The sequence below is a fragment of the Mycobacterium sp. E2989 genome (genome assembly GCF_001667595.1).
GTDB lineage: Bacteria > Actinomycetota > Actinomycetes > Mycobacteriales > Mycobacteriaceae > Mycobacterium.
In genome coordinates this window covers 1-13,283 of record NZ_LZJX01000014.1, presented here as the reverse complement: position 1 = coordinate 13,283, position 13,283 = coordinate 1, and the positions used below count along the sequence as shown (strand labels likewise).

Below are 13,283 nucleotides of genomic sequence, written 5' to 3'. Positions count from 1 at the left end.
CGCGGCCCGGCGCCTCACTGGCAGTCCTTGAAGTACTGGATCATGCCGAATTGCTTGGCGCGGCCGCTGATTGCGCACATCCACGAGTCGATCAACGGAACGTTGGGGGCGTTGAAGTTGATCGCGTTGCCGTCGCCGGTGAGGTTGGCCGCTTCCCGGAAGAAGATCGGGCTGGTCTGCAGCATGCTGTGCAGCAGGTCGTCGTGTTGAGACATCAAGTTGGTGAAGTCGCGCATGTCCTTGATCAGCGATTCCAGGCCCGAGCGATCATTGACCACGACCTGACCCATGGTGTCGACAAGGCTGGACAGGGATCGCATCATCGCGTGGAAAACCGCTCGCCGCGCGACGAATTGGCCGAGCAGGTCTTGACCCTGGTCGACCAGATTTCCGATACCAGCCTGCTGGCGCCGCAGCGTGTTGGTCACCTGCTCCGTACTGCGCAACAGCTGTCCGAGTTGGTCCCGCCGGATCGCGATGATCGAGGACAGGGTGTGGATGTTTGAGATCGCCTGCGGCACAACGGCCGGCAGGCCCTCGAGCTGCTTGCCGAGCACCGCCAGCGATTGCGCGAACCTGTCGGAGTCGACCTGCTCGAAAGTGGTGCTGGCATCCTGCAATGCGGCCTGCAGGTCGTAGGGGACTTCCGTGTGCGCCAGGTCGAAGGTGTTGTCGGGCAGTCGCGCGGGGCCGTTGGGTTCCAATGCCAGGTAGCGCGAGCCTAGGATAGTTGTCACCTTGATCTGTGCCCGGGAGTCCTTGCCCAGGGTGATGTTGTCCCGGACCTTGAGCCCCGCCTCGACGTGGTCGCCAACGAGTTTCATGCTCGTGACGTTGCCCACCGGAATGCCCGCGACCACGATGGGGTTGCCGGGCCGGAGCGAGGCGGCCTGCAGGAACTCCGCGGTGTAGTGCCGGTAGCCGGCGCCCAGGGCGTGCACGAGCAACATGACTCCGATGACCACCGCGACCACCGCGACGGCGATGAACCCAAGCCACGTCTTGTTGTAGCTTTCCAGCGGACGCTTCCTCATCCGCTCCCACACGGACGCGTCAGCCATCGGCCGTGCTCCTGCATCTCGGGCTGTGCCACGCCTTGTTACCCGGCGTGGCGGCGTTGACGATGATCGGCACGACATCGTTGAGGCCGGGGAAGAATCCCATGAAGTTCACGTCGCAGACGTAGGCGTTTCCATAGGCGCCCTGATTGCCAACCCTGGTGAGTCCCTTGAGCAGCAGCGGTATGTTGTCGCCGAAGAACGCGACCTGAGGTTCGACGTCCATCAGGTGTTTGGTGACACCGGGCTGACGGTCAATGAACTCGCGCAGCGCCGGGTACACGTCCGCCGCGGATGTCGACAGCCGCCCGGTCACCCGAGCCAGGGAACCCACCGACGCAACCAGTTCCGGCCGGCGCACGTCGAGCTCGCCGACGATGCTGCGGGTCTCGGTGATCACGCCGTCGAGGTCGTCGTTCTGCCGGGCGAGGTTGCCCATAACCTTGTCGAGGCTGGTGATCACGCTTCCGAGCGCCTGGTCTCGGCCCGCGAATGTCTCTGTGAGAGTGGAGGTTTGGCCGACCAGCGTGGCCAGCGAAGACGTGTCGCCCTGCAGCGACGCAATGATGCCCTTGGTGAGGTTGTCGGCGTCGTGGGGGTTCAGCAGGCTGAACAACGGTTCGTAACCGTTGAGCAGCGTGGTGACGTCGAATGATGGTTCGGTGCGGTCCAGCGGGATGGTGCTGCCCGGTGGCAGCAGTTCCGGGCTGCCCTCCTTGCCCAACGACAGTCCGAGGTAGCGCTGGCCGACGATGTTCTGGTATGTCACCGACGCGAGGGTGTTGCCGAAGAGCCGCTGTTCCTGCTGCACCACGAACCAGACCTTCGCCAGTTTCCCGTCCAACTCGATCTTTTCCACACGACCGACGCGGACTCCGGCCATGCGGACGTCGTCGCCTTCGCGAAGCCCGTACACGTCGCTGAACACCGCCGCATACTTGGCGGTATCGCCGGCCACGTCGCGCCGCAGGCTCACGTACACCAGCCACGTGAACGTCACCGAGACGACCATGAACAGGGTCAGGGCGATGAGTGGGCCGCGAAACTTCATTTGGCCTCCCCGGCCGGCTGCGCGAGTGACACCGTGGTTCCCCGGGCGACCGGACCCAGCAGCAGCTCGGTGGCTTCACTCGGCGGACCGCCGGTGATCACGCCCAACATGGTGCGTTCGTACTGGCTCCCAACGGGTCCCACATTCCCCCCGAAATGTGGGACGCCGAACGACGCCTGCGGAATCCAGGGCGCCTTGGGTGCCACCGGCGCGACCCACGGTTCGTGCGGTTGCGGTGTTGCGGGTGCTCCGGGCGAGGGGTTATCGGGATTCGCGCTCCCGGGCACGGGGGGCGACGGGGTAACCCCCGCGGGCAGGGGAGGGTTGGGATCGGACAGGTTGGGATTCGGGTTGATCAGCGGCGGGCCCACGGCGACGAGGTTGCCGTCGGGACCGATGACCGTGCCGGGGGGCGGCGCCAGATCCTTGGGTGGCTGATAGTTCTGCGGCAGCAGCACTTCGGGCAGATCGGGGCGTACGGGGACCAGCGGTGCGGTAAAACAGCTGGGTCCCTTCAGCTCGCCGTAATGCGGACAGTCAGCACGCGTGTAGGTGGAGCTGGGTGTGAACGTCAGCATCGCGCGCATGTTGCCGACGTTCGTCCGTGGGTTCCACACCTGCTCCATGAACTGGGTGGCCAGGTTGTCCAGCTTGACCACCGCGGGCACAAAGTTGTTCGACTTTTGCGCCAGCACTCCGAGCACGGGGGTGAAATCGGTGGTGATCTGGATGAGTTGGTCGACGTGGTTGCCGAACGACTGACGGGTCGTGCCGACCGTGTACTCGGCGCCCGAAAGCAGTGTGGCCAGCTGCCCCCGCGTCTCGGCGAAGGTCCGCATCGGCTCGACGGCCTGGTGCAGGGCGTCGAGAAGGTCGGGGGCCGTCTGGGCAAGCCCAGTGGTCGCATCCAGCAGTGCGGATACCGTCGACGGGCCGGTGTCAGTACTCACGATCGAATTGAGCTGATCGAGAAGGCGATTCAATTGGGCACCGGCGTCCAACAGGGCGACGCGGCGGTGGTCGGTGGCGGCGCCCAGCGCGGCCAGAATCCCGACGGACCGGTCGTCGCGGCCACGCCCCGCCGCGGCAAGCACATCGCGTAACTTGCTCACCGTCGTCTGAAACAAAACGGTCGGAAGCCGCTTGTCCTCCGGAATGTGGGCGCCGCCGCGGATTTTCTCGCCAGAGCCCCCCTGGTTGGGGGAGCCCACCAACTGAACCGACGACACGGCGAAGACATTGCTGGGCACCACCCTTGCGGTCACGGTGGCCGGAATCGACTTGGCGAATTCCTCTTTGAGGTCGATGTGGACATAGTTGGGCTTGCCCTGCGCCGCGGGCACGACGCCGTTGACCGAGCCGACCAGCACGCCGTGGTATTTGACGTCAGACTTCTGCGGAAGGCCGTCGCCCACGTTCACCAGATCGGCGATGACTCGCACGTAATCATCAAGTTTTCCAGTGGATTTCACCAACATGCCGGTGGTGACCAGGGCGCCGACAACGACGACCGCAATGCCGATGGCGAACAGCTGCCGGTCAGACGGGCCGCGTCCGTCCAGCTCAAAGGAATTGGGCATGGTCCACCTAGCCGCCGAACCGTGCGCCGGAGTCGACGCCCCAGAGAGCCATGGTGAGCAGCATGTTCACGATGATCACGACGGTGATGCTTGCTCGCATCCCGTGCCCCGCGGCCACCCCGACGCCTTCCGGGCCACCGCTCGCGTAATACCCGTAGTAGCACTGGATCGTCGATGCGATCCAGACGAAGATGACAGCCTTGATCAGGGAATAGACGATGTCCTGGCCGGCCAGCATCAGCGTGAAGTAGTGCAGGTAGGAACCGGTTGATCCGCCACTGCTGATTCCGACGACCAGCTGAGTGCTCAGGTAACCGATCGCCAGGCACGCCGCGTACAGCGGGACGATCGCCACCACCGAAGCGATCAGCCTCGTGGTCACCAGGTAGGGGATCGGGCGGATGGCGATCGATTCCATGGCGTCGATCTCCTCGGCAATGCGCATGGACCCCAGCTGGGCGGTGAATCGGCAGCCGCCCTGCATGGCGAAAGCCAGCGATGCCATCAGAGGCGCCAGCTCGCGCGTGTTGACCAACGAGGAGACGAACCCGGTCGCGGGTCCGAGCCCGAGCAGATCCAGGAAGTTGTAGCCCTCGATGCCGACGAGCGCGCCGACCGTCATGCCGAGCACAACGGCTACCCCGGCGGTGCCGCCACCCACGACGATCGAACCGTTGCCCCAGGTGATGTTCGACAACAACCGCAAGAACTCGCCGCGGTATTGGCGCAGCGCCAGCGGGACGGCAACGGCCGCCCGGACGAAGAAGACCAGCAGATGGCCGAGCCGGATGATCGGCACCTTGCCCCTGCGGTAGATCCGGACGAACGGCACCGAAATCGGCGCGAGCGGTTGGTACGCGGAAGCGGTCACGTCACAGCCCTGTCCTGGGCGACAACATGATGTAGAGCTGGCTGATGGCGACGTTGACGATCATCAGCAACAGGATCGCCTCGACGACCGCCGCGTTGACCGAGTTGGCCACACCCGTCGGTCCGCCCTTGGTCGACAAGCCTTTCTGGCTCGCCACGATGGCCACGATGGCGCCGAACACGATCGCCTTCAGCAGCGCCAAGATCATGTCGCCGGTCGTGGCGAACGACGCGAATGTCGACACGAAGCTGCCCGGCGCCCCGTTCTGGAAATACACGTTGAACATGTAGCTTGCGAAGAATCCGGCGAAGCAGACCACGCCGGTGAGGGCCACGCCGATCATCACAGCGGCGGCCAAACGGGGGACGACCAGCCGGCGGATCACCGAGACGCCCATCACCTCCATCGCGTCGGTTTCCTCGCGCATCTTCCGCGAACCCAGGTCGGCGGTGATGGCCGATCCGACGGCCGACGCCATCAGCACCGCGGCCACCAGCGAAGCCCCCTGACGGATGACCGCGAGGCCGCTGGCCGCCCCGGCCAGCGATGTGGCCCCGACCTGCCCGGCCAGCAGCGCGAACTGGATGGAGAGGGTGACGCTGATCGGCAGTGACACCAGGATCGTCGGCAATACGGCGGTGCCGGCCATGAAGGCGCCCTGACGGACGAACTCTTGCCACTGGAATCGCCCGGTCAGCAGGTCGACGAAGAAGTATTGAGCGGTGCGCACGCCCAGAACGAACTGCTCGCCGACCGTCGTCAGCGAGGCGACGGGGTGGCGTTTGACATAACCGACCGACCAATCCCGAACGGCGCCGACGCCGTCAACCTGTGTCGTCATACTGGCGTGACCCGGGGTGCGCCCAGCAAACTCGTGGCAAGGGTCATCGCGTTCCAGCTACCGCTTCCATCGGCTCTCTTTCCGCCCCCGATTTCCCAAGTGCCGAGCGGACGACCGCCGCGTCTCCGATGGCAATTTTTATTAAAATAATGTCAACAAGGATAAAGACTATGCAGTTCATCGGCGTGGGCTGCATCACAATAACCTACTTGATAGGGACTTTCAATAGTGTAGAGTCACTCATCTGAAATCGCCGCCGGGCGGCGCCGCGGTGTTGGACTGTCGTACTGACGAAGGTGATCGCATGCCCTCAGCAAACAACGGCTCGCTGCGGGACAGGCGGCGGGCCGCGCTGCTGTCGCAGATCCAGCAGACCGCGCACCGGCTGTTCGCCGAGCGCGGCTTCGAGGCGGTGACGACGGAGGACATCGCCGCCGCCGCCGGCATCTCCATCAGCACCTATTTCCGGTACGCGCCCACGAAGGAGGGCCTGCTGGTCGATCCGGTCCGGGAGGCTGCCGCCGAGATCGTCGGGTCCTACAGCGCGCGGCCGGCACACGAGTCGCCCGTCGAAGCGTTGATTCAGCTATTCGTCACGCGCGCGAAGGATGTCAGCGCAGTCGACGATCTTGGGCCATGGCGCCACGCCGTCGCAACCGCGCCCCACCTGCTGAGCAAATCCGTGTTGGTGAGCGAAGCCGACCACGACAAGCTGATCGAGCAGGTGGCATACCGGATGGGTGCCGACACTGCGGTCGACATCCGGCCCGCGTTGTTGGTCCATACGAGTTTGGCCACAGTGCAATTCGTTCTCGATGGCTGGCTGAACCCGGATATCGCAGCCAGCGCGCCCTTTCACGTGCAGTTAGAGGAAGCGCTGCGGCTTACCCTCGCCGGATTCGACTGACCGGGCGGCCCGAATCGGCGGCCGAGCGAAACTGCCGTGACTTTGCTTATCGCCGCGTGACACAATCGCTGGCCGTGAAGACCTTTGAGGAGCTGTTCGCCGAACTGGGGGAGCGTGCCCGCACCCGACCGGCCGGCAGTGCCACGGTCGCCGCCCTCGACGGCGGCGTCCATGGGCTGGGCAAGAAGATCCTCGAGGAGGCCGGCGAGGTGTGGCTGGCCGCCGAACACGAACCCGACGAGGCACTGGCCGAGGAGATCAGCCAGTTGCTGTATTGGACGCAGGTGTTGATGATCGCGCGTGGCCTGTCGCTCGACGACGTCTACCGGAAGCTGTGACGATGCTGCGAGTAGCGGTTCCCAACAAGGGCACGCTGAGCCAGCCGGCCAGCGAAATTCTCGCCGAGGCCGGCTATCGGCGGCGCACCGATTCCAAGGACCTCACCGTCATCGACCCGGTCAACCAGGTCGAGTTCTTCTTCCTGCGGCCCAAAGACATTGCGATCTATGTGGGTTCGGGGCAGCTGGATTTCGGCATCACCGGACGGGATCTGGTCCGCGACTCGGACGCCCCCGTGAAGGAACGGCTGGCGCTGGGTTTCGGGTCGTCGAGTTTCCGTTATGCCGGCCCGGCCGGCCGCGATTGGACGACGGCCGACCTGGCGGGCAAGCGAATCGCCACCGCCTACCCGAACCTCGTCCGAAAAGACTTGGCGGAGCGCGGTATTGAGGCAACCGTCATCCGGCTCGACGGGGCGGTGGAGATTTCGGTCCAGCTCGGCGTGGCCGACGCCATCGCCGACGTGGTCGGCTCCGGGCGCACGCTGAGCCTGCACGACCTGGTGGCCTTCGGCGATCCGCTGTGCGATTCGGAGGCGGTGCTCATCGAGGGCGCCGACCCCGATGGGCAGGAGGGGACCAGGGCCGCGCGCGACCAACTGGTGGCCCGGATTCAGGGTGTGGTGTTCGGCCAGCAATATCTGATGCTCGACTATGACTGCCCGCGCTCGGTGCTCGAAAAGGCCACGGCGATCACGCCGGGACTGGAGTCACCGACCATCGCGCCGCTCGCCGACCCGGACTGGGTCGCCATCCGCGCGCTGGTGCCCCGTCGGGGCGTCAACGAGATCATGGACGAGTTGGCGGCCATCGGCGCCAAAGCGATTCTGGCGTCCGACATCAGGTTCTGCCGGTTCTGACCCCACGCTCGAGCGTCACGCTAGCGTGGCGCTCGAAGCCGGCGGTCACGCTAGCGTGACGCTGGGAGGCGGGTGCGCCGTCGGCGGCTGTGTTAGCGTCCGCCTAGGGCTGTTCGCCCGTGTCACTCCCATGGGCCGCCATCCCTTGCCGTTGCCGGGCTGTTCGTCCCCAGGAGGGTATTCGTGACACACGCGCTTGTTCTGCTGCTGGCTTTACTGATCGGTGTCGTCGCCGGGTTGCGTTCGCTGACGGCTCCCGCCGTGGTCGCCTGGGCGGCCTACCTCGGTTGGCTCGACCTGCATGGCACGTGGGCCGCCTGGATGGCCAACATCATCACGGTCATCGTGTTCACCGTTCTCGCGGTCGGCGAACTGGTCAACGACAAGCTGCCCAAGACACCCGCCCGCACGGCGCCGCCGATCTTCGCCGCCCGGATCATCATGGGCGGCCTGGCCGGGGCGGCGCTGGGAGCGTGGCCGCACTGGACGTTCACCGCGCTCGGGGCCGGTGTCATCGGTGCGGTGCTCGGCACCCTCGGCGGCTACCAGGCACGCAAGCGGCTTTCGGCCGTGGCCGGCAAGGACCTGCCCATCGCGCTGCTGGAGGACGTGGTCGCGATCGTCGGCGGGTTCGCCATCGCCGCGGTGACGGGTCATGTGCTGACGGAATACATCCTGACGGCGGTTAAGTGACAGAGCATTTCGACGCCGTCATCGTCGGCGCCGGCCAGGCCGGCCCACCACTGGCGGGGCGGCTGACGGCGGCCGGGCAGCGGGTCGCGCTGGTGGAGCGCAAGCTGATCGGCGGCACCTGCGTGAACACCGGCTGCATTCCGACGAAGACGCTGGTGGCCAGCGCGTACGCCGCCCACCTGGCGCGCCGCGGCGCCGACTACGGGGTGGCGACCGGACCGGTCAGCGTGGACATGGCGAAAGTCAAGGCGCGCAAAGACGAGATCATGTTGGGCGATCGTAAGGGCGTCGAGGACTGGTTGGCGGGCATGGACGGCTGCACGGTGTTTCGCGGGCACGCACGTTTTGCGGATCCGCACACGTTGCGCGTCGACGACACAGTGCTGCACGCCGACCGGATCTTTCTCAACGTCGGTGGCCGAGCGGTGGTGCCCGACATCCCCGGACTTTCCGACGTCGAGTTCCTCACCAATGTCTCGATCCTCGAACTCGACACGTTGCCAACGCATCTCGTCATCCTCGGCGGCAGCTACATCGCGCTGGAATTCGCGCAGATGTACCGGCGCTTCGGTGCGAGGGTGACCGTGGTCGAGAGGGGTTCGCGGTTGGCCTCTCGCGAGGACGAGGACGTGTCCGCCACGGTCCGCGACATTCTCGAGGGCGAGGGCATCGACGTGGTCGTCGGCGCCGATGACGTCCGAATCGCCAAGACCGGCAACGGTTTTGAACTCACGCCCAGTGCGGGCGCCGCCCCGATCACCGGAAGTCACCTGTTGGTGGCCGTGGGCCGCCGGCCCAACACCGACGGCCTGGGGCTCGAGGCGGCCGGTGTGCAGACGGATGCCCGCGGCTACATCGTGGTCGACGACCAGCTCAAAACCAACGTCGACCACATCTGGGCCATGGGGGATTGCAATGGCAAGGGCGCCTTCACCCACACGTCTTACAACGATTTCGAGATCGTCGCCGCGAACCTGCTCGATGACGACCCGCGCAAGGTGAGCGACCGCATCACCACCTATGCGCTCTACATCGACCCACCGCTGGGGCGCGCCGGCATGACCGTCGATCAGGTCCGCGCGTCGGGACGCAAGGCACTGGTCGGCAAGCGGCCAATGACCCGGGTGGGTCGGGCGGTGGAAAAGGGTGAGACGCAAGGCTTTATGAAGGTGGTGGTGGACGCCGACACCCGGGAGATCCTGGGTGCGGCCATCCTCGGCGTCGGCGGCGACGAGGCCGTCCACGAGATCCTCGACGTCATGTCGGCCAAGGCGCCCTACACCACGCTGGCCCGCACGATGCACATCCACCCCACCGTCAGCGAGCTGATTCCCACGATGCTGCAGGAGATGACCCCGCTGCAGTGACTCGTTACCGCGATGCGGTGGCGGGGCGACGGGACCGGCGTCGCCTGCTGCGCGCGGCCGTCGGCCCCGGCCGGTGCACCGGTGGCGGCGCGATGACCTCGCGGGGCGCGGCCTGCCCGGCCAAGGCGCCGATGACGGGTGAGGCCGCGGTGACCTGCTGGGCTTTCGCGCGGATGGCCGCCTTGCGCATCATCGATTCGGTGTCCCGGCGTTGCTCGGGCAGCGCGATGGTCACCACGTCGCCGGAGGCGCCGGCCCGGGCCGTGCGCCCGGACCGATGCAGGTAGGCCTTGTGCTCCGCGGGCGGGTCGACGTGGACCACCAATCCGACGTTGTCCACGTGCACGCCGCGGGCGGCGATGTCGGTCGCGACGAGCACCCGCGCGTGACCGGCCGCGAACGCCGCCAGGTTGCGGTCGCGCACGTTCTGGGACAGGTTGCCGTGTAACTCGACCGACGCGATGCCCGATTGAGTGAGCTGACGGGCCAGCTTGCGCGCCTGGTGCTTGGTTCGCATGAAGAGGATTCGCCGGGAGTCTCCCGCGGCCAACCGGTGCACCAACTCCTTCTTGGCCTGCGGCCCGTCGACACAGAAGAGGTGATGTGTCATCGCGGGAGTCACCGACACCGGTTCGGCGACCGACCGCGTTACCGGGTTGGAGAGGAATCGCTTCACCAGGGTGTCGACCGCGGCGTCGAGGGTGGCCGAGAACAGCATTCGCTGGCCGGCCGCGGGCGTGGCCGCCAAGATGCGGGTGACCGTGGGCAGGAAGCCCAGATCGGCGAGGTGGTCGGCCTCGTCGATGACGGTGACCTGCACCCCGCTCAGGTCGACAAGTCGTTGCTTCATCAGGTCTTCGAGGCGGCCCGGGCAGGCGACGACGATGTCGGTGCCCGACTTCAGCGCGGCAACCTGCCTGTGCTGCGGCACCCCGCCGAAGATCGTGGTGACCCGCAGGCCCCGGACGGCGGCAAGCGGCTTGATGGTTGCGGCGATCTGTGTCGCCAATTCGCGGGTGGGTGCCAACACCAGACCGGTCGGCTTGCCCGGTCGCCGATCAGCGGCGTCGAGCCGGCTCACCAGCGGGATCGAAAACGCCAGCGTCTTCCCGCTACCGGTCTTGCCGCGCCCCAACACGTCACGGCCGGCAAGCGTATCCGGCAAGGTTTCGACCTGGATCGGGAACGGCCGCTGCGCGCCAAGCCCGGCGAGCGCGTCGACCAGCGGCGGGCTCACCCCGAGGTGAGCAAAAGTGTTGTCTTCCAGCATGTTTCAAATGTCCTAAGCATCGGTGGTAGCGAGATTGCCCTGATGGCAACATCGATCGCCGCGACTCGAGGCTGTGCGGTGCGCACCTGGTCATCTCGGACTCGGCGCCCCGCGGGGATCTGAGAAGAAATAACGAATCGATCACGACGTGCCGGCAAGCCGTTCGGCGCCAACGTTGGTAGCAGCTTAGCGCATTCGACGGTGGGCCGGTTAACCGGCGGCCGAGCCGAACGAGACCTTCGTCACATCGCTGAGGGGTGACCGCTCACGCCGCTGGCTGGGTTGGGTGTGAAACCGCTTGCACGAGTGCGTCATTCGGCCAACCCGGGTAAGGCGGCGGCGTTCCGCCGAACAGCGGGCAGTACTGCTGGTGGGGGCACCAGTCGCACAACCGCGACTGGCTGGGCCGGAAATCGCCCGTCTGCCCGGCGGATTGGATGGCCCGCCAGATCGCCGTCAGGGTCTTCTCGAAGCGCAGTAACTCGTCGTGGTCCGGCGAGTAGTCCAGCACCTGCCCGTCGGCGAGGTAGATGAGCCGCAGCCGGGTGGGCAGCACGCCGCGCGTGCGCAGCAGCGCTACCGCGTAGAACTTCATCTGGAACATCGCCTTGAACTCGGCCAGGGCCCGCGCGGCCGGCGGCGCCTTGCCGGTCTTGTAGTCGACCACCCGCAGCTCGCCGGTGGCCGCGACGTCGATGCGGTCGATGAAACCGCGCAGCAGCGTGCCGTCGGCGAGCTCGACCTCGACGCGCTCCTCGCAGCACTGCGGGTCGAAGCGGGTCGGGTCCTCGAGCCGGTAGTAGCCGGACAGCAGGTCGCGGGCCTCGGCGAGCAGCTGGCTGCGTTGCTCGGCATCGAATTCGCCGACCAGTTCGGGCGCCGCCGCGACCACCTGCGCCCAGGCCGGCTCGATCAGCGACAGCGCGGTATCGGGACCGCGCTGCGCGGCGGGCAGGCCGTAGAGGTGCTGCAGGGCGGCGTGCACCACCGAGCCGCGCAGCTGGGCGACGGACGGCGCCTCCGGAAGCCGGTCGATCGCGCGGAACCGGTACAGCAGCGGGCACTGCTTGAAGTCGGCGGCCCGCGAGGGGGACAGCGCCGGTTTCGAAGCCGGTCTGGAAGCCGGCCGCGGCGGCGGCTGGTCGGTCATGTCCGCAGCGTAGAACCGGGCCCCGACAACCCCGAGCACCGCCCGCGGCGAGTCGGCTGGCACGCTAGACGGCGTGTCCGCAACCGGCCCGTTCACCGTCGGGGAGCGCGTCCAGCTCACCGACGCCAAGGGCCGGCACTACACGATGTCGCTCACGCCCGGCGCCGAGTTTCACACCCATCGCGGCTCGATCGCCCACGACGCGTTGATCGGGCTGGAACAGGGCACGGTGGTCAAGTCCAGCAACGGCGCACCGTTTTTGGTGCTGCGCCCCCTGCTGGTCGACTACATCATGTCGATGCCCCGCGGACCGCAGGTCATCTACCCCAAGGACGCCGCGCAGATCGTGCACGAGGGCGACATCTTCCCGGGCGCGCGCGTGCTGGAGGCCGGGGCCGGATCGGGGGCCCTGACCTGCTCGCTGCTGCGCGCAATCGGGCCCGACGGGCGGGTGGTCTCCTACGAGCAGCGCCCCGACCACGCCGAACACGCCCGGCGCAACGTGTCGGTGTTCTATGGCGGGCCGCCGGACAACTGGGAGCTGATCGTCGGCGACCTCGCGGACTCCGATCGGCCCGACGGCTCGTTCGACCGGGCCGTGCTCGACATGCTCGCGCCGTGGGAGGTGCTCGACGCGGTGTCGCGGCTGCTGATCCCCGGCGGCGTGCTGATGATCTACGTGGCCACGGTGACCCAGCTGTCGCGGGTCGTGGAGGCGCTACGGGCCCAGCAGTGCTGGACCGAACCGCGGTCGTGGGAGACGCTGCAGCGCGGGTGGAATGTCGTGGGCCTGGCCGTGCGGCCGCAGCACTCGATGCGCGGGCACACAGCCTTCCTCGTCTTCACGCGCCGGCTCGCGCCGGGCGTCATCGCGCCCGCGCCGTTGGGGCGCAAACGCGAGGGCCGTGACGGCTAACCGTCGTCGTCGCTGCGGCGCAGGCCGCGCCGCACCGACAGCAGCTCGAACTCGGGGTGGGCCGCCACCAGCCGTTCGGCCGCGTCGAGGACGTCGACGGTGTGGCTGCGGTCGCCGGACACCAGGGCCACGCCGATGCCCGCGCGTCGATACAGCTCGTGGGAACCCGTCTCGGCCGCCGACACGCTGAACTTGCGTTGCAGCTCCGCCACGACGGGGCGGATGATCGACCGCTTCTCTTTGAGTGATCGGACGTCGCCGAGCAGGACGTCGAACTCGAGCCAGCCGATCCACATGCCGCGGCTCAACCGGGTGGGCTCGGGGAGGGACTCGGCTCCGGGACGGGAGCCGGCGCCGGGCGTGAGCGACATCGTGTAGTGC

The 13,283-nt window shown here is 67.0% G+C and carries 14 protein-coding genes; 6 read left to right on the top strand and 8 right to left on the bottom strand.

The genetic code is table 11. The features are described from left to right. Positions 1–14: 14 nt before the first annotated feature. The 5 genes from A5680_RS03205 to A5680_RS03185 are packed head-to-tail and all read right to left on the bottom strand — an operon-like array spanning position 15 to position 5,401. Positions 15–1,061, bottom strand: coding sequence for an MCE family protein (locus A5680_RS03205; protein ID WP_067816085.1), 1,047 nt, complete (start codon positions 1,059–1,061; stop codon positions 15–17). Next, positions 1,054–2,109, bottom strand: coding sequence for an MlaD family protein (locus A5680_RS03200; RefSeq protein ID WP_067816082.1), 1,056 nt, complete (start codon positions 2,107–2,109; stop codon positions 1,054–1,056). Before A5680_RS03200 ends, A5680_RS03205 begins: the two co-directional genes overlap by 8 nt. Further along, positions 2,106–3,689: an MlaD family protein gene (locus tag A5680_RS03195; protein ID WP_067816079.1), complete on the bottom strand. Its 1,584-nt coding sequence runs from the start codon at positions 3,687–3,689 to the stop codon at positions 2,106–2,108. Before A5680_RS03195 ends, A5680_RS03200 begins: the two co-directional genes overlap by 4 nt. A gap of 7 nt (positions 3,690–3,696) precedes the next feature. Beyond that, the gene (locus tag A5680_RS03190; RefSeq protein ID WP_055399360.1) at positions 3,697–4,560 is read right to left on the bottom strand and encodes an ABC transporter permease; all 864 of its coding nucleotides are present in this window, start codon (positions 4,558–4,560) and stop codon (positions 3,697–3,699) included. Between the two features lies 1 nt (position 4,561). Further along, the gene (locus A5680_RS03185) at positions 4,562–5,401 is read right to left on the bottom strand and encodes an ABC transporter permease (protein WP_055399362.1); all 840 of its coding nucleotides are present in this window, start codon (positions 5,399–5,401) and stop codon (positions 4,562–4,564) included. 304 nt (positions 5,402–5,705) lie between these two features. Between A5680_RS03185 and A5680_RS03180 the strand changes: the two genes are divergently transcribed. The 5 genes from A5680_RS03180 (at position 5,706) to A5680_RS03160 (ending at position 9,566) form a co-directional block, all read left to right on the top strand. Continuing rightward, positions 5,706–6,308: a TetR family transcriptional regulator gene (locus tag A5680_RS03180; RefSeq protein WP_067816076.1), complete on the top strand. Its 603-nt coding sequence runs from the start codon at positions 5,706–5,708 to the stop codon at positions 6,306–6,308. Positions 6,309–6,364: 56 nt separating this feature from the next. After that, the gene (locus A5680_RS03175) at positions 6,365–6,646 is read left to right on the top strand and encodes a phosphoribosyl-ATP diphosphatase (RefSeq protein ID WP_055399366.1); all 282 of its coding nucleotides are present in this window, start codon (positions 6,365–6,367) and stop codon (positions 6,644–6,646) included. 2 nt (positions 6,647–6,648) lie between these two features. After that, on the top strand, positions 6,649–7,506 hold the full coding sequence (hisG, locus tag A5680_RS03170; RefSeq protein ID WP_067816073.1) for an ATP phosphoribosyltransferase: 858 nt from the start codon (positions 6,649–6,651) through the stop codon (positions 7,504–7,506). Between the two features lie 183 nt (positions 7,507–7,689). Beyond that, positions 7,690–8,199 (top strand): DUF4126 domain-containing protein, encoded by a 510-nt coding sequence (locus A5680_RS03165; RefSeq protein ID WP_067816069.1) that lies wholly within the window; start codon positions 7,690–7,692, stop codon positions 8,197–8,199. Further along, complete coding sequence (locus A5680_RS03160; RefSeq protein ID WP_067816067.1) at positions 8,196–9,566, top strand: FAD-containing oxidoreductase; 1,371 nt, start codon at positions 8,196–8,198, stop codon at positions 9,564–9,566. The genes A5680_RS03165 and A5680_RS03160 overlap by 4 nt, the downstream gene beginning before the upstream one ends. Before the next feature lie 4 nt (positions 9,567–9,570). On the opposite strand, the gene A5680_RS03155 is transcribed toward A5680_RS03160, so the two are convergent. Both A5680_RS03155 and A5680_RS03150 read right to left on the bottom strand, forming a co-directional pair. Beyond that, positions 9,571–10,836, bottom strand: a complete 1,266-nt coding sequence (locus A5680_RS03155; protein WP_067816062.1) for a DEAD/DEAH box helicase — start codon at positions 10,834–10,836, stop codon at positions 9,571–9,573. 265 nt (positions 10,837–11,101) lie between these two features. Beyond that, positions 11,102–11,986 (bottom strand): RecB family exonuclease, encoded by an 885-nt coding sequence (locus tag A5680_RS03150; RefSeq protein WP_067816059.1) that lies wholly within the window; start codon positions 11,984–11,986, stop codon positions 11,102–11,104. Between the two features lie 73 nt (positions 11,987–12,059). Between A5680_RS03150 and trmI the strand changes: the two genes are divergently transcribed. After that, entirely contained in the window at positions 12,060–12,902 is an 843-nt protein-coding gene (trmI, locus tag A5680_RS03145; protein ID WP_067816056.1) for a tRNA (adenine(58)-N(1))-methyltransferase TrmI, read from the top strand. Here the strand turns inward: trmI and A5680_RS03140 are convergent. Then, a complete protein-coding gene (locus tag A5680_RS03140; RefSeq protein WP_055399380.1) occupies positions 12,899–13,198 on the bottom strand; it encodes a DUF503 domain-containing protein in 300 nt (99 codons plus the stop codon). The genes trmI and A5680_RS03140 overlap by 4 nt on opposite strands. Positions 13,199–13,283: the final 85 nt, after the last annotated feature.

Bases quoted from the DNA above. Each gene is read 5' to 3' on its own strand.
- A5680_RS03205 (WP_067816085.1), bottom strand. From the start codon at position 1,061: ATGGCTGACGCGTCCGTGTGGGAGCGGATGAGGAAGCGTCCGCTGGAA.
- A5680_RS03200 (WP_067816082.1), bottom strand. From the start codon at position 2,109: ATGAAGTTTCGCGGCCCACTCATCGCCCTGACCCTGTTCATGGTCGTC.
- A5680_RS03195 (WP_067816079.1), bottom strand. From the start codon at position 3,689: ATGCCCAATTCCTTTGAGCTGGACGGACGCGGCCCGTCTGACCGGCAG.
- A5680_RS03185 (WP_055399362.1), bottom strand. From the start codon at position 5,401: ATGACGACACAGGTTGACGGCGTCGGCGCCGTTCGGGATTGGTCGGTC.
- A5680_RS03180 (WP_067816076.1), top strand. From the start codon at position 5,706: ATGCCCTCAGCAAACAACGGCTCGCTGCGGGACAGGCGGCGGGCCGCG.
- hisG (WP_067816073.1), top strand. From the start codon at position 6,649: ATGCTGCGAGTAGCGGTTCCCAACAAGGGCACGCTGAGCCAGCCGGCC.
- A5680_RS03155 (WP_067816062.1), bottom strand. From the start codon at position 10,836: ATGCTGGAAGACAACACTTTTGCTCACCTCGGGGTGAGCCCGCCGCTG.
- A5680_RS03150 (WP_067816059.1), bottom strand. From the start codon at position 11,986: ATGACCGACCAGCCGCCGCCGCGGCCGGCTTCCAGACCGGCTTCGAAA.
- A5680_RS03140 (WP_055399380.1), bottom strand. From the start codon at position 13,198: ATGTGGATCGGCTGGCTCGAGTTCGACGTCCTGCTCGGCGACGTCCGA.